Annotated in this window: 26 protein-coding genes and 1 tRNA gene; 15 read left to right on the forward strand and 12 right to left on the reverse strand. The window is 32.3% G+C overall.

Features of this window, described 5'->3' with window-relative positions; translation table 11 throughout:
- Positions 1–5: 5 nt before the first annotated feature.
- Positions 6–1,112 (forward strand): magnesium-protoporphyrin IX monomethyl ester (oxidative) cyclase, encoded by a 1,107-nt coding sequence (gene acsF / locus AC6EIY_RS01185; RefSeq protein ID WP_498507137.1) that lies wholly within the window; start codon positions 6–8, stop codon positions 1,110–1,112.
- Between the two features lie 13 nt (positions 1,113–1,125).
- Here acsF and AC6EIY_RS01190 read toward each other — a convergent pair whose 3' ends face one another.
- The 3 genes from AC6EIY_RS01190 to AC6EIY_RS01200 form a co-directional block, all read right to left on the reverse strand.
- Complete coding sequence (locus AC6EIY_RS01190) at positions 1,126–1,512, reverse strand: 2Fe-2S iron-sulfur cluster-binding protein (protein ID WP_498507138.1); 387 nt, start codon at positions 1,510–1,512, stop codon at positions 1,126–1,128.
- 8 nt (positions 1,513–1,520) lie between these two features.
- A complete protein-coding gene (locus tag AC6EIY_RS01195) occupies positions 1,521–1,856 on the reverse strand; it encodes a hypothetical protein (RefSeq protein WP_498507139.1) in 336 nt (111 codons plus the stop codon).
- Between the two features lie 192 nt (positions 1,857–2,048).
- Entirely contained in the window at positions 2,049–2,267 is a 219-nt protein-coding gene (locus AC6EIY_RS01200) for a hypothetical protein (RefSeq protein WP_498507141.1), read from the reverse strand.
- Positions 2,268–2,403: 136 nt separating this feature from the next.
- On the opposite strand from AC6EIY_RS01200, the gene AC6EIY_RS01205 reads away from it, so the two are divergent.
- The gene (locus AC6EIY_RS01205; RefSeq protein ID WP_498507142.1) at positions 2,404–3,267 is read left to right on the forward strand and encodes an NAD(P)-dependent oxidoreductase; all 864 of its coding nucleotides are present in this window, start codon (positions 2,404–2,406) and stop codon (positions 3,265–3,267) included.
- A 218-nt stretch (positions 3,268–3,485) separates the two neighbouring features.
- Here the strand turns inward: AC6EIY_RS01205 and AC6EIY_RS01210 are convergent, their stop codons facing one another.
- A complete protein-coding gene (locus AC6EIY_RS01210) occupies positions 3,486–3,890 on the reverse strand; it encodes a DUF8680 family protein (protein WP_498507143.1) in 405 nt (134 codons plus the stop codon).
- 95 nt (positions 3,891–3,985) lie between these two features.
- On the opposite strand from AC6EIY_RS01210, the gene AC6EIY_RS01215 reads away from it, so the two are divergent.
- From AC6EIY_RS01215 to AC6EIY_RS01225, 3 genes are read left to right on the forward strand one after another with little or no spacing between them, the layout of a single operon-like run.
- Positions 3,986–4,984 carry an ABC transporter ATP-binding protein gene (locus AC6EIY_RS01215; protein ID WP_498507145.1) on the forward strand — a complete coding sequence of 333 codons (999 nt, stop codon included), beginning with the start codon at positions 3,986–3,988 and terminating at the stop codon, positions 4,982–4,984.
- Positions 4,981–5,778: an ABC transporter permease gene (locus AC6EIY_RS01220; protein ID WP_498507146.1), complete on the forward strand. Its 798-nt coding sequence runs from the start codon at positions 4,981–4,983 to the stop codon at positions 5,776–5,778. Before AC6EIY_RS01215 ends, AC6EIY_RS01220 begins: the two co-directional genes overlap by 4 nt.
- Before the next feature lies 1 nt (position 5,779).
- The gene (locus AC6EIY_RS01225) at positions 5,780–6,568 is read left to right on the forward strand and encodes an ABC transporter permease (protein ID WP_498507147.1); all 789 of its coding nucleotides are present in this window, start codon (positions 5,780–5,782) and stop codon (positions 6,566–6,568) included.
- A gap of 67 nt (positions 6,569–6,635) precedes the next feature.
- Here the strand turns inward: AC6EIY_RS01225 and AC6EIY_RS01230 are convergent, their stop codons facing one another.
- On the reverse strand, positions 6,636–7,955 hold the full coding sequence (locus tag AC6EIY_RS01230; RefSeq protein WP_498507148.1) for an NRAMP family divalent metal transporter: 1,320 nt from the start codon (positions 7,953–7,955) through the stop codon (positions 6,636–6,638).
- Positions 7,956–8,103: 148 nt separating this feature from the next.
- On the opposite strand from AC6EIY_RS01230, the gene AC6EIY_RS01235 reads away from it, so the two are divergent.
- Entirely contained in the window at positions 8,104–8,610 is a 507-nt protein-coding gene (locus tag AC6EIY_RS01235; protein WP_498507149.1) for a josephin, read from the forward strand.
- A gap of 711 nt (positions 8,611–9,321) precedes the next feature.
- Here the strand turns inward: AC6EIY_RS01235 and AC6EIY_RS01240 are convergent.
- Complete coding sequence (locus AC6EIY_RS01240) at positions 9,322–9,486, reverse strand: hypothetical protein (protein ID WP_498508248.1); 165 nt, start codon at positions 9,484–9,486, stop codon at positions 9,322–9,324.
- Between the two features lie 136 nt (positions 9,487–9,622).
- On the opposite strand from AC6EIY_RS01240, the gene AC6EIY_RS01245 reads away from it, so the two are divergent.
- The gene (locus AC6EIY_RS01245; protein ID WP_498507151.1) at positions 9,623–9,910 is read left to right on the forward strand and encodes a hypothetical protein; all 288 of its coding nucleotides are present in this window, start codon (positions 9,623–9,625) and stop codon (positions 9,908–9,910) included.
- 4 nt (positions 9,911–9,914) lie between these two features.
- Here the strand turns inward: AC6EIY_RS01245 and AC6EIY_RS01250 are convergent, their stop codons facing one another.
- A complete protein-coding gene (locus AC6EIY_RS01250) occupies positions 9,915–10,313 on the reverse strand; it encodes a DUF2862 domain-containing protein (RefSeq protein ID WP_498507152.1) in 399 nt (132 codons plus the stop codon).
- Positions 10,314–10,767: 454 nt separating this feature from the next.
- Between AC6EIY_RS01250 and AC6EIY_RS01255 the strand changes: the two genes are divergently transcribed.
- Both AC6EIY_RS01255 and AC6EIY_RS01260 read left to right on the forward strand, forming a co-directional pair.
- Positions 10,768–10,977, forward strand: coding sequence for a DUF8647 family protein (locus AC6EIY_RS01255; RefSeq protein ID WP_498507153.1), 210 nt, complete (start codon positions 10,768–10,770; stop codon positions 10,975–10,977).
- 46 nt (positions 10,978–11,023) lie between these two features.
- Complete coding sequence (locus tag AC6EIY_RS01260; RefSeq protein ID WP_498507154.1) at positions 11,024–11,797, forward strand: sulfite exporter TauE/SafE family protein; 774 nt, start codon at positions 11,024–11,026, stop codon at positions 11,795–11,797.
- Between the two features lie 22 nt (positions 11,798–11,819).
- Here AC6EIY_RS01260 and AC6EIY_RS01265 read toward each other — a convergent pair whose 3' ends face one another.
- Positions 11,820–13,007, reverse strand: coding sequence for a glycosyl transferase (locus AC6EIY_RS01265; RefSeq protein WP_498507155.1), 1,188 nt, complete (start codon positions 13,005–13,007; stop codon positions 11,820–11,822).
- Between the two features lie 71 nt (positions 13,008–13,078).
- Between AC6EIY_RS01265 and AC6EIY_RS01270 the strand changes: the two genes are divergently transcribed.
- From AC6EIY_RS01270 to AC6EIY_RS01290, 5 genes are all read left to right on the forward strand, one after another.
- On the forward strand, positions 13,079–14,830 hold the full coding sequence (locus tag AC6EIY_RS01270; protein WP_498507156.1) for a sugar phosphorylase: 1,752 nt from the start codon (positions 13,079–13,081) through the stop codon (positions 14,828–14,830).
- 4 nt (positions 14,831–14,834) lie between these two features.
- Positions 14,835–15,635, forward strand: a complete 801-nt coding sequence (yedP, locus tag AC6EIY_RS01275; RefSeq protein ID WP_498507157.1) for a mannosyl-3-phosphoglycerate phosphatase-related protein YedP — start codon at positions 14,835–14,837, stop codon at positions 15,633–15,635.
- Entirely contained in the window at positions 15,632–16,642 is a 1,011-nt protein-coding gene (locus AC6EIY_RS01280) for a nucleoside/nucleotide kinase family protein (protein WP_498507159.1), read from the forward strand. Before yedP ends, AC6EIY_RS01280 begins: the two co-directional genes overlap by 4 nt.
- 137 nt (positions 16,643–16,779) lie before the next feature.
- Positions 16,780–17,157 carry a GIY-YIG nuclease family protein gene (locus tag AC6EIY_RS01285; RefSeq protein WP_498507160.1) on the forward strand — a complete coding sequence of 126 codons (378 nt, stop codon included), beginning with the start codon at positions 16,780–16,782 and terminating at the stop codon, positions 17,155–17,157.
- A gap of 100 nt (positions 17,158–17,257) precedes the next feature.
- Positions 17,258–17,392 carry a DUF8629 family protein gene (locus tag AC6EIY_RS01290; protein WP_498507161.1) on the forward strand — a complete coding sequence of 45 codons (135 nt, stop codon included), beginning with the start codon at positions 17,258–17,260 and terminating at the stop codon, positions 17,390–17,392.
- Between the two features lie 39 nt (positions 17,393–17,431).
- On the opposite strand, the gene AC6EIY_RS01295 is transcribed toward AC6EIY_RS01290, so the two are convergent.
- Entirely contained in the window at positions 17,432–17,713 is a 282-nt protein-coding gene (locus tag AC6EIY_RS01295) for a hypothetical protein (protein ID WP_498507162.1), read from the reverse strand.
- Between the two features lie 81 nt (positions 17,714–17,794).
- On the opposite strand from AC6EIY_RS01295, the gene AC6EIY_RS01300 reads away from it, so the two are divergent.
- Positions 17,795–18,634, forward strand: a complete 840-nt coding sequence (locus AC6EIY_RS01300) for an undecaprenyl-diphosphate phosphatase (RefSeq protein WP_498507163.1) — start codon at positions 17,795–17,797, stop codon at positions 18,632–18,634.
- Between the two features lie 236 nt (positions 18,635–18,870).
- Here the strand turns inward: AC6EIY_RS01300 and AC6EIY_RS01305 are convergent.
- The 3 genes from AC6EIY_RS01305 to msrA all read right to left on the reverse strand — a co-directional run bounded on the left by AC6EIY_RS01305 (position 18,871) and on the right by msrA (position 20,265).
- Positions 18,871–18,944 (reverse strand) — tRNA-Pro (locus AC6EIY_RS01305).
- 13 nt (positions 18,945–18,957) lie between these two features.
- Positions 18,958–19,311, reverse strand: a complete 354-nt coding sequence (locus tag AC6EIY_RS01310; RefSeq protein ID WP_498507164.1) for a hypothetical protein — start codon at positions 19,309–19,311, stop codon at positions 18,958–18,960.
- A gap of 204 nt (positions 19,312–19,515) precedes the next feature.
- Entirely contained in the window at positions 19,516–20,265 is a 750-nt protein-coding gene (gene msrA, locus AC6EIY_RS01315) for a peptide-methionine (S)-S-oxide reductase MsrA (protein ID WP_498507166.1), read from the reverse strand.
- Between the last annotated feature and the right edge of the window lies 1 nt (position 20,266).

The following is a 20,266-nucleotide window of genomic DNA, read 5'->3' on the forward strand; positions in this document are numbered from 1 at the left end:
TTTGAATGACCGCTACAGCTTCTTCTTCCCCAAAACTAAGAGTTGATACACGCGGAACTAACGAGTTGCCGCCTCATTTAGATGAAAACCTTTTAACACCTCGTTTTTATGTAACCGAATTTAAGAAAGCTGCCAAGACAGAATTAACTGATGCTCGTGAAGAGTTTGAAGCGATGCTTTCAGAGATGAAGGCTGATTATAATTGTACTCATTTCGATAGAAAAGCAAGTTTAGACAGATTAAAAGAATTGCCTCAGAAGGCCAAAGAAACTTATGAGAGCTATTTGGTTAGATCAGTTATTTCAGAGTTTTCAGGCTTCCTTCTTTTTAAAGAGATTTCAAATCGTTTAAAGAAAGAGGGTAACAGGGACCTTGGCAAACTATTTCAATTTTTAGCCAGAGACGAAGCAAGACATGCGGGATTCCTTAGTAGAGCACTTGTCGCTGAGGGGATTGAGGTGGATTTACCTCATTTAGGAGGGAAAAGAGCTGCTACTTGGTTCCCCATAAGTTGGGTTATTTACTCTGTATACCTTTCAGAAAAAATTGGTTATTGGAGATATATTTTGATGGATAGGCATCTTAAAGCTAATCCAGGAGAAGCTTTTGCTCCTTTGTTTGACTTTTTTGAACCTTGGTGTCAAGACGAAAACAGACATGGAGATTGCTTTACTGTAATGATGAGATGCTGGCCTGGAATCACAAAAGGTTGGAGAGGAAAGCTTCTAAGTCGTTTTTTCCTTTGGAGTGTTTTTCTTACTCATACTTTGACAGTTTGTGAGAGAGGAGAATTTTATGAGCTATTGGGGATAGTGCCCAGAGAATTTGATGAGGAAGTTATCAAAAGAACAAACCACACCGCTAAAAATGCATTTCCATGGGTATTTAATCTTGAAGACAACAGATTTTGGGACTTAAGAAATAACATAATCGATGCCTTTAGAGCCTTTGTCTCTACAAAAGGTATAGCCAAACCAATTAAATTCGTTAACTTTGTCTCTTTAATATTTAAGCAATTTGCTTTGCCGATGGAGCCAACTAATGCTTTGAGATACGACAAAGATGTTAGTTTTACAGGTGGAGATATCTTGAATTTTTGGACTGACAAATAAGAATTTTTGGGATTTAAATATCAAACGGATTGCCTGCTTGGGTATCCAGTCCTTTAAAATATTTGCCAAATTGGGCGTTGTAAACCTCATCCTCTTCTTGTGTTTCACATTCCAAAGGTCCTATTGCTTTAGAAACGCATAGCAAACCGAAGCCCTTAGCTCTAAGCTCTTTTGATAAACCAATACAAGCTTCTTGATCCATTTCACCCGAGATTATTTTAACTGCGCACTCTGAGCAGCAACCGTTTCTGCAGGAGAATGGAAGCCTGTCTCCAATAATTTCACCATTCTCATCTTTGGACTCGAAATTTCTCAAAATATACTCTCCCTCTGGAACGTCAAAGGAATATGTTTTTCCTTCCTGCTTGTGGTGAATAGTTATTTTATGAACTGGCTTCATAGTGCTATTTATTTCTTAATTGCTATATTTTTTATCTCTGGTGGTTCAGGGGGTGAACTTGCATGCTCCCAAAGCTCATCGATGCTGAGTTCTTTACTTAACTTTTCTCCTCCGAATCGAAGCTTCAGCCAGGCTATTGTCGTAGGATCCTCTGCAACAACAGCCTCATATCCTTCTTTATCAGTAATTCTGAATTTTCTTACTAATGAGGAATTTAAATACCACATTGGATAATCGGACCCCCTTCGATCCCTTCTCTCATGAAAGGATTCCCTTAATTGTCCATTACCCTGCAATTGGCCTTCGGGGGCGATAAGTACATTTAGGGCTTTGGTCTCTGACATTATTTAGGATCAGATATGTATTTATCTTAGGCTTTGTCTTGCCTAAGACCTTAATTAAATAACCTTAGTAAAGTGACTCACATTGATGCAACTAGTTTGATAGATCTTCACAAGATTTTTCCTCCTTATCTGTCAGTAAGTTACCTAATTATTTGGAGGTATATATTTTTCTCTTAATTAAAAATTATTTATTTAAGCCTCTTTTTTGGCAGCCTCAGCCTTTGCTTTAAGAGCTTCAGCTTCAGCTGCTTTTTTTGCTTCTTCAAAATCAATTCTGTTTTGTAGTTGCCCTGAAGCTCTCATCCAATCATTAACACTAGCTTCCTTGCCAGCGGCTTCACATTCCTCTTGATACTTCAAGAATGGATACCAATGATGAGTAGCATTCTTGGAATCTGTAAAATTAGTCAATTTCTTAAGTATTCAATGAGATGATTATCGCATCATATTTTCTTCTTTTGGCAGCATATTAATTTTTTATAGTAATAGTTCAAATCTTTGTTGTACTTATTACTCTTAGTTCGTTTTGAATGAAAATCCAATTTTGATGAAACTAGCTTTTATTGGCCTTGGAGCTATTGGGAAGCCAATGTCTCAGCGCCTAATTGATAATGGCTATGATTTGAATTTATATCAGAGAAATAAATTAAATAATGACGTAAAAAGAAACTATTTTTTTGACCCTATAGAAGCTGTTAGTGACTGCGATGGCCTTTTGATTTGCGTGACTGATGATAATGCAGTTGAATCTGTTTTGTTTGGGGATAATGGAGTATCAGGATCACTAAAGCCTAATTCATTTGTTATTGATTTTTCTACAATAAGTCCTAATAAATCTATCTCAATACATGAACGATTAGGTCGACAAAATATTTTTTATGTTGACTGTCCAGTTTCAGGAGGAACAGAGGGTGCTCATAACGGTTCACTATCTTTATTTATTGGTGCAAATGAAAAAGAGTGTTTATCTTTTGAACATATATTTAAAGTACTAGGTAAATCAATTAATTACTTTAATGGAGTAGGTAAAGGTCAGCAAGTCAAAGCGCTCAATCAGATTCTGGTTGCAGGAACATATGCTGCTGTAGCCGAGGCAATGGAATTAGGTAAATTGCTTGATTTGCCAATGGATGATGTCGTTGCTGCTTTAAAAGTAGGAGCAGCGAATTCATGGCCATTAGAAAATAGATCAAAAGCAATGTTGATTGATAAACATCCATTGGGATTTAAATTAGAGTTGCATCATAAGGATTTATCTATTGCCATTGAGTTAGCTAAATCTATAAATATTGATTTACCCATTGCATCTAGAGTAAAAGAAATCGAGCAAAGATTAATTCAGGCTGGTTTAGGTGAATTAGATGTTTCTGTCCTTCATAGGTTCATCTCAAATAAAAGAATAGATCTATAGAATTATTGTAAATATTGGTTTTTAATAACTTACGTTATTTACAAATTCAAAGAAGTATGTTATATTTATGTTAATTATTTAATTCTTAAATTTGGTTTATGAAGTTGGAGAAGCAGCATGCGAAACTTATAAAGTTGCAAACCAAAGCTGAGTCTTGCATGTCTCGTGAAGAAGCTCAGAAGATTATTCGTAAGGCTGAGAAAGCTCAATCCAAGATTTCAGGATAGTTTCTTATTTTTCAAGTCATTAAAAATTATTCCTTCATGTTTTTGGAATTTAATGCTCCAAAGATTTGAACATATTGATTTTAATTTTTCTATTAAAGTATCTGTATCTCCACTATTAATCCAATTTGATTTAATTACTGGAATATTATTATGCATGCTATCAAAACTAATTTCTGCTAGTAATAATCCAGTTTCATCGTTTGATATTTTAAGACTACCTTCAGTTGTTCTTTGAAATACCCTTAGTAATAAATCAAGTATTATCTTTTCGACTTCTTTTTCAGACGATTGACTTAAGGTATCAACTCCAGAAAAAGTTTTTCCTCCAAGAGGCATTAATCTTTTATTATTTTGCTCAGCAAGAGCTATGGCTATTACATATTTTTGTTCATCCATTTAGTTTTAAAACCTATTGATTTTTCTTTGATTTGATTTTATCTGCTATTAACGCAAAAATGTTTTATCTTAATGTTGCAGCATTTGACATTTAATTGCCTAATAATCCAAGTGACTTGATCCTTGTAGATCAGCTGAGTAAATATTATCGAGTTGCAAACAAACAGCCGGGGTTTAAAGGCACTCTTAAGCATTTTTTTGATCGAAAGACTAATGATGTTGCTGCTGTAACTGATATAAGTTTCAAAATCACTCGAGGAGAAATAGTTGGCTTTCTTGGAGCTAATGGGGCAGGTAAAACCACATTATTAAAAATGATGTGTGGTCTTATTCACCCTTCGAGAGGCTTGGTTGATGTCTGTGGTTTTTCTCCTCAACGAAGGCAAACGGCTTTTCTGAATGAGATAACTTTGGTGATGGGTCAAAAGCAACAGTTGATTTGGGACCTTCCTCCAATGGACTCTTTGTATGTAAATGCTGCTGTGTATGGTTTGTCTGACTACGAAGCAAAAGAAAGAATAAATGAATTGGCCGATATGCTTGAACTTGGAGAAGAACTTACAAGACCTGTCAGAAAGTTATCTTTAGGACAAAGAATGAAAGCTGAAATACTCGTTGCCTTATTACATAAGCCATCTGTTCTTTTTCTAGATGAACCTACCCTAGGACTAGACGTAAATGCTCAAGCAAGAGTTCGTAGCTTTTTATCCGAATACAATAAAAGAACTGGCGCGACAATTTTACTAACTAGTCATTACATGGCTGACATAACAGCGTTATGTCCAAGAGTAATTTGTATTCACAAAGGGAAACTTTTTTACGATGGCGATCTTGATTCGCTTGCTAATTCATTATCACCCTCAAGAGAGGTAAAAGTTGAATTGAAAAATCCATGTATAAGAGATCAATTTGTTAAATATGGTGAGATTCAAGATTTGAATGATCGTTTTATATCTTTGTTAGTTTCAAGGGATAAATTAACAGAAGTAGTAAGTAACCTTTTAACTGATTTTGATATTATAGATTTAGAGATTAGTGACCCTCCTATTGATCAATTGATCGGAGAATTATTTAAAAAAGGAGAAGTCAATTGAGAATATTTGGATTGTCTTTCAAGGTTATTAAGACTTTACTTACAACACAATATGCATACATGTTGGAATATCGCATCGAAATAGCTTTGTGGGCTCTTTCGGGGGTGCTTCCTTTTATAATGTTTTCCCTTTGGAGTCAAAATGATGTTGGTAATACATTTGGTCTAAATGATATTGGCTTGGCAAGATATTTTTTGAGTGCTTTTCTGGTTAGGCAGTTTTCTGTAGTGTGGGTTGTTTTTTCTTTTGAAGAAGACTCACTCTCCGGTCGATTATCACCGTATTTGCTTCAGCCTCTGCATCCCCTTTTGAGATATGTAGCGGCTCACTTAGCAGAGCAGGCAACAAGACTTCCTTTCGCAATAGCTATCGCCATAACTTTTTTCTTACTAAATCCTTCATCTTTTTGGATTCCTTCACTAGCTCAAGTTTTTCTTGCATACTTATCAACTCATTTGGCTTTTTCTATTGCATTTCTTCTTCAAAGTTTAGTTGCTGCTCTTTGTTTTTGGACTGAAAAATCTAGTTCTCTCGAGAGATTAATATTTGTTCCTTATCTTTTTCTCTCTGGTTTATTGGTACCCTTATCAGCCTTTCCTTCTAATGTTCTAAAAGTTGCAATGCTAACGCCATTTCCTTATCTAATTAATTTCCCAGCAAAGATATTATCAGGCATGCCAGTTGATATCTTTAATGGCTTTTTAGCACAAATTTTGTGGATCTCAATTCTCATTCCTTCAGTAAATATTCTTTGGAAACTTGGTGTGAAAAGATATACAGCTATGGGAGCATAATATGTATCGTTATTTTAAAACAATTAGATTATTTTGGTCTACAGCTTTTGCATCTCAACTTGAATATCAATTAAATTTTTTAATTGAGTTGCTAGCTATGTTGGGCACACTCTTGGGAAGTGTTTTTATATTATCTCTTTTCTTTACGGGAGGGAGACAATTAGGAGATTGGACATGGGAATCGGCTTTAGTTATTCAAGGTGTTTATACCTTTTTGGATGGTTTAACAAATGCTCTATTACGACCAAATTTAACCGAAATAGTTAATTATGTTAGAGAGGGTACTTTAGATTATGTTTTATTAAAACCTATAGATAGTCAATTTTGGTTATCAGTTAAAAAGTTTTCTTTTGCAGGATTACCTGAAATCATTTTGGGACTTTCTATTGTTTTTTGGGCGTCCATTCAAACTGGCTCCTCTTTTTCAATTTACTCCCTATCTGTATTCATTATTTCCTTATTCATTGGTTTTGTTATTCTTTATTCAGTCTGGTTCCTAATTGCTGCATCTAGTATTTGGTTTGTTAAGACATGGAATGCAACAGAAGTACTTAGAGCTTTGTTGGCTGCAGGTAGATATCCCATTTCAGCTTACCCAGTTATTTTGAGATTCGTATTTACATTGGTTTTACCTGTAGCCTTTTTAACCACATTCCCAGCTGAAGCAATTTTAGGTGATCTGAAATTAAATATAATGTTATTTGGTTTATTATTAAGTAGTTTATTTTTTATTCTTAGTAGATTATTCTGGAAATTTGCTCTTAAACACTATACTTCTGCTTCAAGTTAAATAAAAATAAATATATTTTGATTTTTATTTTTAATTGTATTCATAATCAATTAATTAATAGATTGATTTATTGTCCAATACCAAAGAATGTATTGATTATGAATAATAAACTAAAGATTGTGAGAAATGAAATTCCAAACCAACAAATTGTTTTTAGAACAAGGCCATAACGAAATTGACTTTTTACTAATGGACTATTCATTGTATCCATAGCCATCCAGGCAAAGAGAGGAGCTGATAGAAAACTACCGGTCATAGCCCCAAATACATAGTCTTTAACTCCAATCCCGCCAGATTTGGCAATCAAAAGTGCACAAAGCGATGCAAACACATGAAATATGATCCATTTTTTTAGACGTTTCTTTTCTGTCAAAGTAGTGCTATTTCCCTTGTCTGAACGAGTTATCAATCCATGAGCTGATGAAATGCTTCTCGGATATGCGTCTAGACATGTAAGTGTGGTACTAAACATAGCTGCAAAGGCTGCAGGAACAATTATCCACTTTGCCCATCCACCAATTGATTCTGTGTATAAACGTATTAAATTCTGAGCAAAACTAACACCTGAACCAGTAAGCATCTCATCGCCAGTACCGTACATTGTGTAGGCACCAAGAGTTAGAAAGAAAATAGCAGTTAAGACTGTGATGAAATATCCAAGATTGAAATCAAATTCAGCTTCTTTCAAAGTAGCGGTATGTTCTGTCTCTTTAGCTCGAGAAAACATCCATAGTGATGGCCATATACAAAGTTCTACTGGACCAGGCATCCAACCCATCAAGGGAATTAAAAATCCTAAGTTTGAGAGGGTCCATGGAGAGGGATTGCTGTTTAATAATGAAAGATTGATATCTCCTGCAGGTCCTTTTATTACTAAGGATATAACAGCAAAAAATGTTAATAATGTAAGCAAAAATACAAGAATCTTGGAAATCCTATCAAGGGCTTTATATTGACCTATAAATAATATTAACGAACATACTATTAAAATACCTATAGCTAAATCTAAAGGAGGAAAGGATGAAAAAATTATTATATTTTTTAATAAAAGCCCCGTAACAAAACTAACTGCGGAAATAGTAAATGTACCAGTAATTAATCCAACTATTAAATATAATGGCAAATAAAATTTATTACGTTTTTGAAAGCCCTCTAGAAGCGATAGTCCCGTAACAGCTGTAAATCTTGTACCGACAAGTAAAAATGGATATTTGACTAAATTTGTTAATAAGATTAGTCCAATAAGCGAAAATCCAAATTTAGCTCCTGCTGTAGTAGATGACATCAGGTGAGATCCGCCTATACATGCTGCAGCTAAAAGGATTCCAGGGCCAAGACTTTTTCTATAACCACTATATCCATTGGAACTTGGAACTACTTTTTCCATATTTTTGAGAAGTTATTTTATTTTTGCAATAAAAATAACTTTTTCAATTTAAGTACATAAACATTATTATTTTATAGGAAGATATCTTTTTATTAAACTAGCTTTTTCTAAATTCTATTTATTTCCAAGCGTCTCTATAATTTTCATAATGACTAAATCAGTAAATCTATATTTAGCTTCAGGTGTAAGTGAAGGTAAAGGCTTTTGGCTGGTTAACTTTACTGAGGAGGAGGATATTTACAATTCTCTTGGTACTAAATTACTTGAGTGTTACAGAAAGGAGTTATTTGGTCTTGAAGGAGCAGTTGAAGTTAAGAAAGCAATTAATACAACCTTAGATATTCTCTCTTTCTATTCTCAATTAGATCGATTTAAATTAGATAGTTCAAATACAGCTTATTCTTCTGAGATTCCCATTAACCTCATTGAGGATATTTTTGATCTATGGGCAAATAATTATAATAATCAAATTATATGGAATAAATATATTGGTGTATTGAACTTTAGAAAAAAAATTAAAACAAAAAATAATTATATTTACATAGGATTAAAAGGAGATACTTATGACTTTGCTATGAAATTAGAAGAATTACTAAATTTCAAACCTTGTAATTACTCATATAGAAAAGATAGAAATAATGAATTAATGTGGTAAAACTTTAGTTTCTAGATTGGTAATATCTCTCTCTATCTTTGTCAGCGGCAATTATATTTTCCCAAGTGATATTATCAATTCATTATCTTTGATGTATTTATAGCTATTCCACTATGAGGATTGTTTTTGCTTATCCATACATTAGCTTCTGAACCCTTTATATGCTTTATCTTCTCAAGTTTATGTTCAGTATCGTAAAAATCATCAACTATGAGTGAATAATTTTTAGGTTTGACTAATAAGAGAAGTCCGAGTGAATGACTTAATGCAACAGCAAAAGATAATACGCCTTGGAAAATCCATAAACCCCATTAAATCTTTAATTTTTGAGAATAATATATATTTAATATATTTTTTCATAAAAATCTATTCCCTTTAACTTTATCATTTATTTATTATTTATATCTATTATTTCCTTTTGATGGATTACATCTAAAACTTCCTAGATAAACTGTAATAACCCATAAAGCCACCTATTGTTATTATTCCAGCTATTGGAGCTGATAAATTTAATGGTGTCGCCCATTCATGAACCATCAAGGAAGCCAACATAACTAGGTATTAATAGATATATCTTAAAATACTACATATAATATTGGTTTGTTATTTTAGGTTGTAATAATTCACATCTTTATTTTTTTATTAAATAATTAACCTTTTTTAAATGTGTTTATTTTATAGATATAAATGTTTTGAATCTGATATTATCTCCTAATCATTTTTATTAGTGCTTTCGAATATTTTGGAGATTTGTGCGTATATTTTTCCAAACAACCATGAGATAGCAATTAGGCCAACAATACCTAGAATTATTGATATTGCTGATATGCCAGCATCATTCGGACCATAATTTATTGCTGGGTCAAATCCTTCCACGTTCATCTTAATTCATTTTTTACATATTAATATTTTTTTGACTAAAGATCTGATTTTTAACTTTTTTGAAATCTGAATACATCAAATTCGCTTTTAGTTTAATAATGTATAATACATATTATCTTAAATTATATTTATGAAGTGGGAATATCATGTAGTGCATCTAAACGTCGATGATTCATCAATTAATCATGAAGAAGCAAGCAATCCTGAGGTGGCGAGCGAAAAACTTAAAGGCTCACTGAGTCCAGATTTTCTTAAAAATCAATTTCCAGAACAATATCTGGAAAAAGAAGGTTCCGAACATCCTGCTATTCAACTAAGTAAATTTCTAAATCAAAAGGGGCTGGAGAGATGGGAACTTTCAGAAACAATTAAGATTGGGAAAATGTTATTTCTTATCTTGAAAAGACAAGTTGATTAGTATTTTAGAAAATATCTTTCATCGTAAATATTAACCAATTGATTAGATTTAATGGATTTGCTATCGCTTTAATATTCCTATTTCCATTTATTTCGTAAGTCATTTTATATTTTCCTAGTATTAGATCACTATTTTTGGGTTTATAATATTTATTAGTCTCTTCCAAGCTATATTCTTTCAGTGTTTGTTCATTTAATTCCGTGTTGAAAATCCAAATTCTTAGATCATCTTCGGTCATTAATACATAGCCAATACCCATCCCATCTGTCATTTTATAATCAACAATTTCTCCATCTATCATTTGCGGTAAGTCATCCAATAATTTATTTGGCAATAGATTTTCTATTTTCGACTTATCTACTTTTATCTTTGCTCCAATTGGTATTAGTGGATTTACTTCCATTATGAATAACTTTGGATTTGACTAAATTAACATATTTTTCGTATGAATGAATTAATTATCAATCTACTAATAATTCTTTTATGTGTTGGAAAGCCTGTTTTTTGTCTTCAAAAACCTTTGCTCTTGCTTTTGTCTACCTTTTTCAAGCTTTCCTCTACTTCTTCTTTTGAATAATTAATTTTAATATAGTTAATTCCAATTATCGTTAGCCTTATAAAAACAAAAGCCGTAGCTATGAATCCGATTAATATAAAAGTCGATAATAGGGCAGATCCTAGATCTATTTCAGATAATTTTATCATGTGAATCATTTTACTAATTTATTTAATTTTTATAAAACAAATTTTAATTTGAATTCAAATTCTAAATAAATTTTAATTTATATTGGTTACAAGACATCTGTAGAAAAATTTTTCTAATGGATGCATAACTGAAATAGGAATATAAATTGAAAATGGATCAAACTCAATTTAAAATCCCACTTTCAAGCTTAAGGCCTTACACAGTTCATTACAGAAACTGTGATAATCAGCGTCTTGAGAATTGCTTTTATGCATGTGATGCTTACGAGGCAAGATTACTTGCGATGGAATTTAATAGGTATATTCATGAACACCCAAATTGTATTGACCTTATTAGAAGGGAAATGATTAAGAATATTTAGATCATTTCACCAGAACTAATTTTTTATAATATATATTTAGATTTATATGTTAAATAATGATTTTATTTCTCAAATCTCTTTGGGATTTATATCATTTTTATCTAATTTCATTTCTGCTTTATCTGGAGGTGGAGCAGGTTTAATACAACTTCCAGCTCTCATATTTTTCGGTCTACCTTTCTCAAAAGCTTTGGCAACTCACAAAGTTGCTAGTGTTGCGCTAGGTATAGGTGCTTCAGTCCCACACTTAAAGAAAAATAGCTTACAAATAAAATATGCTTTTTTAATATTAATTTCGGGGATACCTGGTGTTTTATTAGGGGCATATACTTCCTCCATTCTACCCAATAATTTCTCTACTACCTTATTAGGTTTTTTGACTTTGTTTCTTAGCTTTTACTCAATAAAGCAGAAAAAACTTGGAAGTTCAAATAAAAAAATTCGAATTAATAAGTTAAGAATAATAATTGGCTCATTAGGCCTTTTTACTATTGGTTTCTTCAATGGCTATCTTTCTTCTGGTACTGGACTTTTTGTAACGATTTGGATGATAACAGTATTTGATTTAACTTTTTCTGTGGCGGTTGCTTATACCTTGATTTTTGTTGGAATTTTTTGGAATGGCATTGGTGCACTTTCTTTAGGATTAAGGGGAAATATTATTTGGAGCTATATACCTGTCTTGATTCTAGGTTCACTTCTAGGTGGCTATTTTGGAGCTTATTTCTCAATAATTAAAGGGTCTAAATTTATTAAAGTTGTTTTTGAGTTAGTTTCTTTTTCTGTTGGAATTTCATTACTTATTAAAGCCTTTTTATGAGTGTTGATTTGTTATTAGTTTTTTAAGCGCAACCAGCCTTTTCTAAATCATCTTGCAATTTACTTTCACAATCTAAAACCCTCGCCCAGCATGGCAATTGCTGCTTGACAGGTGATTCCAGGAATTTATTTATTGCGGGTCTTAATAGTTTTCCAAAAGTATGAACCGCTAGTTCCTCTTTATGTCGACTGTAGGGCAATTGATTAACTGAGGAATCTAAACTGAACTGTTTAACTCTGTCTTCTCCTGCTCTTCTATATAAAACCTCCAAGTTTGCTAATTGAGAACTTGTAAGTGTTCTTGCTTCGTGTTCCATCAATCCTCTCAATACGCTCGAAAGAATTTCCGTAGACATTTTTTGAAGACCCTCATTTGCCTTTGAACCTATATCTTTATGTTTATGGTCGAAGATACCAAGATCAACTTGTGCGATTCTTGATATCCTTACGTTTTTATAAACCTCTGATAGAAGCCCTATCTCTAATCCCCAGTCACAAGGAATTCTTAAATTCATTGCCAAGTCTGTGGTAAAAGCAAACTCTCCAGCAAGTGGATATCTAAATGATTGTAAATATTGAAGGAATGGGGCATTCCCCATCAATTGTTCCAAACTTGATAGAAGTGGACCTACAAATAATCTCGTAGCTCTACCTTGAAGTGCATTTGTCTCGAGAGATAGGCGGCTGTAAAAAGCTTTTACATATGAAATCCCATTAGATTTTTCTAGTAAAGGGCCCAACATTCTTGCTGGATAATTAGAGTTGAATGTTCTGATATCAGCATCGAAAAGTGCTACAACCTCTGAACTTTTCGTAGCAACACCAACTCCTTGCCATACTGCCCATCCTTTTCCTGGAACACCTAATAAATCTAGTCCATTCTTTTCTTGGTCTTTTAGTAATTCAATAACCAATGGACTATTAGTCCATTGGACGTGAACTGGATATGGCATTTCTTTAAAGAAATCTCTTGCTTTCTTGACCTCGTTTTGATTACTTGCAGATAGGGCTATGACAAGCTGATTTAAATTTTTTAATTGTTTTAAAGTTGTTCTTATAAGTTTTAATGCTGGCCTACTGAACTCATCATATAGGCATGGAATAAGTATTGATGTTGGTCGTTTTAAGAGGTCTTTATTTAGTTGAGTTAATGGATCTTTTGCTAATCCATACTCATGAATAGTTGTGATTAAACCCTGCTGAAAGTCCATTCAATAAAAAAGTTTTACAGATTCAAGGTGGGAGCTACGATGAGGTAGAGAAGATTGTTTTCCTTTAAAGAGTGTCTGAGTTGGATAGTGAATTAGCTGAGCTGAGATTGTCTCTCAGAGAAATTTATCCTGACCACTCTGAACAAGAAATCAATTCAGTGTGGTCACAATTGTTGCAGATACTCGATCCATTTCGTGTTAATCAGGACACCAGAGAATTAGAGATCGAATCAGTTTGGGATTCTTCTAGTGTTGTTTTGATTACTTACCCAGATTCAATTTATAGGAAAGATGAATCAACTTTAAAAACATTAACTGAATTCGTAAAAAATAGATTAAGTGGTCTTTCTTCAGTCATCCATGTTTTACCATTTCTCCCTTCTACAAGTGATGGAGGATTTGCAGTCTCTAATCATGAAAAAATTGAAGATGTTTTTGGGAATTGGAATGATTTAAAGAATTTATCAAGTAAGCAGAAAATAATGGCAGATCTTGTTTTAAATCATGTTTCTTCTTCTCATCCTTGGGTTCGTCAATTTATCAAATCAGAGGATCCTGGCAAGTCGTACATTGTTGCTCCTTCTGAGACTGATATTTGGGAGAAAGTTATAAGGCCTAGAAATTCATCTCTCTTCACTAACGTAAATACTAATCAAGGCTTTAGGAACGTATGGACAACGTTTGGACCAGATCAAATTGATGTTGATTGGAGAAATCCACATATTTTTATTGAGTTTTTGAAACTATTGGTTAGATACATATCTAATGGAGTTGAATGGATTCGACTTGACGCAATTGCATTTGTTTGGAAGGAACCATATACGACTTGTTTACATTTAGATCCAGTACACTCAATAGTTAAGCTCTTAAATAAATGCCTGAAGGTTATTAAACCTTCGGCTGTATTAATTACCGAGACTAATGTTCCAGAAAAAGAAAATCTTTCTTATTTAATTGATGGTAATGAAGCCAACCTTGCTTATAATTTTACGTTACCTCCTCTATTATTAGAAGCTATTTATACTGGAAAAACTGATTTATTGAATGATTGGTTATCTAATTGGAATGAGTTACCGAAAGATACATCACTGCTCAACTTCACTTCTTCACATGATGGGATTGGATTGAGAGCATTAGAAGGAATTATGGACGATAACAGAGTCCATAATCTCTTGGTTGAATCAGAGAAACGCGGAGGACTAGTTAGTCATCGCCGGCTTTCAAATGGAGAGGATCAACCTTATGAATTAAATATTAGTTGGTGGAGTGCAATGTCCAACGAAGGTTCTGATAATACTGTATTTCAATTTGAACGTTTTTTGTTAAGTCAGCTTTTTACTTTATCTATAAAAGGGGTTCCAGCTTTTTATCTTCCAGCTATTTTAGCCTCCCCTAATGATATTGATTCTTTTAGAAAAACAGGGCAAAGAAGAGATTTAAATCGAGAAAAATTTGAAGCAAACAAATTACTTTTGGCACTTAAAAACTTTGATTCTCCAGCTAGTAAAAATATTTCATACCTCACTCATATAGTTAAAGTCAGGTCAAGACTTAAAGCTTTTCATCCGGAGGCGAGTATGAAATGCATCTCTACAAATATAGCTAATTGTGTAATTCTTCAAAGAGGTTTGGCTGAGGACAGTGTCTATGTTATCTGTAATATGTCTCCTGAATTTTTACGTATTTCTCCATTCAATGAACCTAATTTAGCAGATTTAAGTTCTCATAAGCGTTTACTAGATAATATTTCAGGTTCTTATTTGAATACTGATACTTTCAAGCTTAATCCGTATCAAGTAGTTTGGCTTACATTGTTTGATTAGCCTTATGAAAAATAATTCTAAATATTGGATTGTTACTGATCTCGATGGGACATTAATGGATGAAGACTACGATATTTCTCCAGCAAAAAAAACAATAAAAATGTTAGCTGAATTGAATATTCCTGTAATACCTTGTACTAGTAAAACTGCTTCTGAAGTTAGATATTTTCGAAAAGAGAATGGGTTGACAGATCCTTTTATTGTAGAAAATGGAGCGGCTATTTATGGGTGTTATGATCAAAACACGTCAGAATGGGAATTGATCTTAGGAAAAAGCTATAAGGAATTAAAAATTATTTTATTTAATATATCTAAAACAGTTAACTACCACTTAACCCCATTAAATGATTTAAGTATAAATGAAATATTTGAACTCACTGGTTTATCTGATCAAAGTATTACCAGAGCTCTTGATAGGCGATGGAGTGTTCCTTTCTTAAATCCTCCTGATGATATTTTTGAAAAAGTAAAGCTTATTTGTGATTCTTATAATGTTCATGTTTTTAAAGGAAATAGAATGAGTCATTTGCTCTCCAGTGAAAGTCACAAAGGCCAGGCCGTTAATAAATTGAAAGTTCATCTACAGAACAATGATGTAAAGATTATTGCACTTGGTGATTCGCAAAATGATCTCCCTTTGCTTGAATATGCTGATATATCTATTGTTATCCCTGGTAAAAATGGACCAAATAAGTATTTACAGAATGGTATTGATAACGGTTCTTTTCGATTAGCAAATGCTCCTCACGCTGAGGGCTGGTCAAAGAGTGTAGAGGATGTTATTAAGGAATTTAAGGTTTTATGAAAGAAAACGGTATTAATTATGATCTAAATTGTATTTTTCCTAAGGATTTAAGGAAAGACTTCCTTTTTTCCCTTGATACTTATGGTTTATTTCTTGAAGGATTGTCTATTAATCCTTCACTCTTTTATCAAAAATGGTCTGATGTTAATCTTCAATCCAATATTGATAAATATTGGACAAAAAATCAAAAATCAGATTGGAAATGGTCTTTGACATTTCCGTTTTTTTCTCTATTAGAAAATTATATAAATACAATTAATAAGCCAGTAATAATAGGTTTTTCTGGGCTACCTGGATCTGGAAAGTCTACTCTTGGATTTTGGATTGATAATGTAGCTAGAGAACTGTCTTTAGATATTAAAGTTATATCTTTGGATGATTTTTATTTGCCTGCCCAAGAAATGGATTTTGCAATGAAGGGTAATCCATGGAATGTTCCTAGAGGTTTTCCAGGTAGTCATTCTTTAGATTTATTGCATCAATCATTAGACACTTTTTTAGAAACAGGTGTTTTAAGCAGTCCTACTTTTGATAAGTCTTTAAGAGACGGAAAAGGAGATAGATCAGCTTGGTGTAACTATCAACCTAAAGTTTTAATCTTAGAAGGATGGTTTGTTGGTTGCGTTCCCGTTTCAGATTTATTTAAAATTGATTATCTTGATCAGGATGAACTTAACTTGTCCCTGAGCCAGTCTGAAAAGGATTATCGTGCGTTGATCCAAGAATCACTATTAGAATATAGTGAAATTTGGAAAAAATTTCATAAAATATGGCATCTTAAATCTTCTGAATTTAATAATACAGTTCTGTGGAAATCTAATCAAGAAAATGAAATGATTAAATTAAAAGGATCAGGTTTAAAAGGTAATAATTTATCTAATTTTGTACGTATGATTCAAACCGCAATCCCACAGCAATCTTTGTCATTTATTAATTCAGATACTTCAGTAGAAATCAATCAAAATCGTCGCATTAAAAAACTAAAGTCAACTAAATACCAATTTTAATATAATAATATATATTAGTTAGTTTTTATCTTAATTATTATTATTTTGTTCACTAGTTTATCTTTTGTTAAACTTTTATCTTTTAATCTAATTACACACTATTATCATTAAATATAAATCTTACAAATACCGATAAAATGACTTCATATATCTATTTGATTCAAAACGGCGATTTATTCAATATTGGTTTTACTAACAACCTTGAACGCACAAGAATTGATTTAAGACCTGGAGAATTGGTCGCTTTCTTAATTACCGAAAAACCTGAACCGATTATTAAAAATCTTAGGAAAACATATGTTGATTACAGATTACCTGGTTCAGATTACTATCGACTTGCTAATTCGCAGGTAAAAGAATGCAAGTCTCTTCTAGATGGAGACGGATCTAATAATTATTTTCAACCTTTTCTCAAAGGTCCAAGTTTAGTTATATTCTTTATCCTTTCTTGGTTTGCCCTAACGTTTATCATTATTGAGTTTGCAGTAGATCCAATACTTTCTAGGTTTAGCTAACACGTACTTTTTTAATAGATTAATTATTTATAAAGATTTTTTAATGTAAAAAAATTGATTTTCTTGTTAGATTCATTAGTAGTGAACTGTTTAGATTAATTTGAATTTATCTAGTTTTTTAATTTTTGTGGCAGTACCTTTCGTTGTCTCAGCCGTTTTTTTTGGCACTAAGAATGGATATTACAATAGCGATGATTATGAGGGGGATGGATGTGCTCATGATGTACAGAGATAGTAATTTTTACCCAATTCATAGCTATTATTATGATTTTCTTTAATTAACTGAATTTTTGATGCAGGTCCATTTGCTGTCAAATTGCCATACAGGTTTGTAGATATCATTCTCGATTTTCTTTCCAGCTTCCATACACATCCTTTCGGACCCAATAGGAATAGCAAATAATGATGGACTTGTGATTCCACTTACTTGTGGTTTTCCTCCAGGACCTTGTCTGTAGCTGCCTATAACTAACCAGTAATCTGCTTTAGCCTTTCCTTGTAATCCAGCCAATGATGTTAGAACAAGAATTAATGATAATATAAATTTTTTACCCATGATTTATTCTTGAAATTATATCTATACTAATTGAAAATTAGAAGAAAATTAACGAGTTTCTCTTTTTATTATTTTCAAAATATGCACGAAGACATTAGTCCTTATGTATTTATTTACCTTAAATCAATTTTCTTAGGTATTATTCAAGGTCTTACTGAGTTTCTTCCTATTAGTAGTACAGCTCATTTAAAAGTTGTTCCTTATTTTTTGGGATGGAATGATCCTGGTGTCTCTTTCTCAGCTTCCATCCAATTAGGAAGTGCAGTTGCTATTATTTATTATTTTCGATATCAGATTAGTTCAATTATTGTTTCCTTTATTTTGAATTTTAAAAAGCGAAAAATTTTGAAGGACGATAATACTAGACTTGCTACTTTTATCTTTATATCCAATATTCCAATATGTATTTTGGGGTTTCTTATCAAATTATACTGGCCCTATTTTTCTGAATCGAACTTGAGAGGTTTATTTTCCATAGCTATTACATCTATTTTTATGGGATCATTATTAGCACTTTCGGAAATTTATGGTAAAAGAAAAAAGAAAATTAATGATATTAATTTAAAAGATATTATGTTTTTAGGCCTTGCTCAATCACTTGCTTTAATCCCTGGAGTTTCGAGATCTGGTATTACTCTGACCTCAGCTCTATTTTCTGGAATTGAAAGAAAAACGGCAGCTCGCCTTTCTTTTCTGGTTGGGATCCCAGCCATTTCAATTTCCGGACTAGTTGAATTTTTTACTTTATTTAAAACATTATCTGCTACGGATATTATACCAACAGTTATTGGGATTATTTCATCCTTCTTTTCTTCATTATTTGCTATTGACCTACTTCTGAAGTTCTTAGCTAAAAATAATACTTTTATTTTTGTCTATTATCGTTTAGCTTTTGGTGTTTTTATATTATCAGCTTTATAAATTTTAATTTTCTATATTCTTTAGTTTAATATTGATTTATGATATTGATTTGTTCTTGATGAGGCTTTTAACTAATTTATTCATCGTTTCTTTTGGGGAGATTGAAATACCACCATATCTCTTTGCGCTAATTATTTTTTTAAGTCTTTTTGTTTTTTTGGCTGTTTTGATCAGTACAACGAAATTAATCCAATCTTTAGTCAAAGAAACTGATTAGTAATACATTTTCTAGTCTATCGGAACGGCGGGATTTGAACCCACGACCCCCACTACCCCAAAGTGGTGCGCTACCAAACTGCGCTACGTCCCGTTTTTTAAAATTATCACAAGGTCTTGCTAATAGTTCCATTTTTTAATGATTTCCATTTAATTCTATTTTTAGTCTTTCTATTTATTCGTCTAATGAGTGAATTCCTGTTTTCACTAGAATATCCATGAATAGATAGTCTTTTAGCAATTAATCTTAACTCGTAGATATTTTTTTTTGAGAGTATTAATTCAGTATCGTTTTCCCAGGCATCCCCCTCGTTTGGCAAAATATCTTTGTGTTGCGATGCTTCGATTGAATAGATTAACTCTGCAAAGTATTCTGGAATAATTACAATTAAAATTGCAAGAATATTATATATATTTATCCTGGCCCTCTCTAAATTTCTTTCTAATTTATTATTTTTCATATATCTAAAAAAATATAATTAAAGTTAAATATAATTTTCTTTAGTTTGGATAAACTAATTCCGTATTTAGTGAACTATCCATCCATTGAATTGTTTTTTCTTGTTCAATTTTTGGAGATTTGAAGCTAAATACTATGAAAAATACTAGCAACAACGTTGCTAATATTATTAGTAAAACCGTTTTATCAGGTAATTGATCATTCATTATAAATTTGATTCGATCGGTGTATTCTCGCCTCTAAGAATACAATGACTTATGTCCCAATTATAGTTAGTCCAAATTTTTTCATTTAGTTTAAAGTTTGCCCCAGTAAAGTCATTAAATTTTACCTTGGTTGGCATTGCTGAGCAATATGGTCTGCTACCAGGTTTTGCTAAATATTGTTGATGATAATCCTCCGCAAAATAAAACTTAATTCCATTTTGAATCTCTGTGGTGATTTCTCCAAATCCATTATTTTCTAGCTCTTTTTGATAGCTATTTTTGCTTTCTGATGCTTTAGTAAGTTGTTCTTTGCTAGTTGTATAAATCGCTGATCTATATTGACTTCCACAATCGTTACCCTGACGATTGCCTTGTGTTGGATCATGGCATTCCCAGAATAATTTTAGTAAATCGCTTAGATCAATTTTATTATTATTCCAAACAACTCTTACGACTTCAGTGTGTCCTGTTAGGCCAGAACATACTTCTCTATAGTTCGGATTTTCCCTCTCTCCGCCAGCATAGCCAACGGCAGTATTAACTACACCTGGAAGCCTCCAGAAACCTTTCTCTGCCCCCCAAAAACAACCACAACCAAAAAGTATTTCTTCCTCATTGTCTTTTGGTTGTGCGTGTAGATCAGTTTTTAATATTGTATGGAGCACTTTCTTATTTTGCATTTCTAAACTTTTTTTAGAATATAGCTTCTCAATTATTAATGTTAAATATTCACTGATTTTTTTAATCATA

Source organism: Prochlorococcus sp. MIT2304 (genome assembly GCF_059772405.1).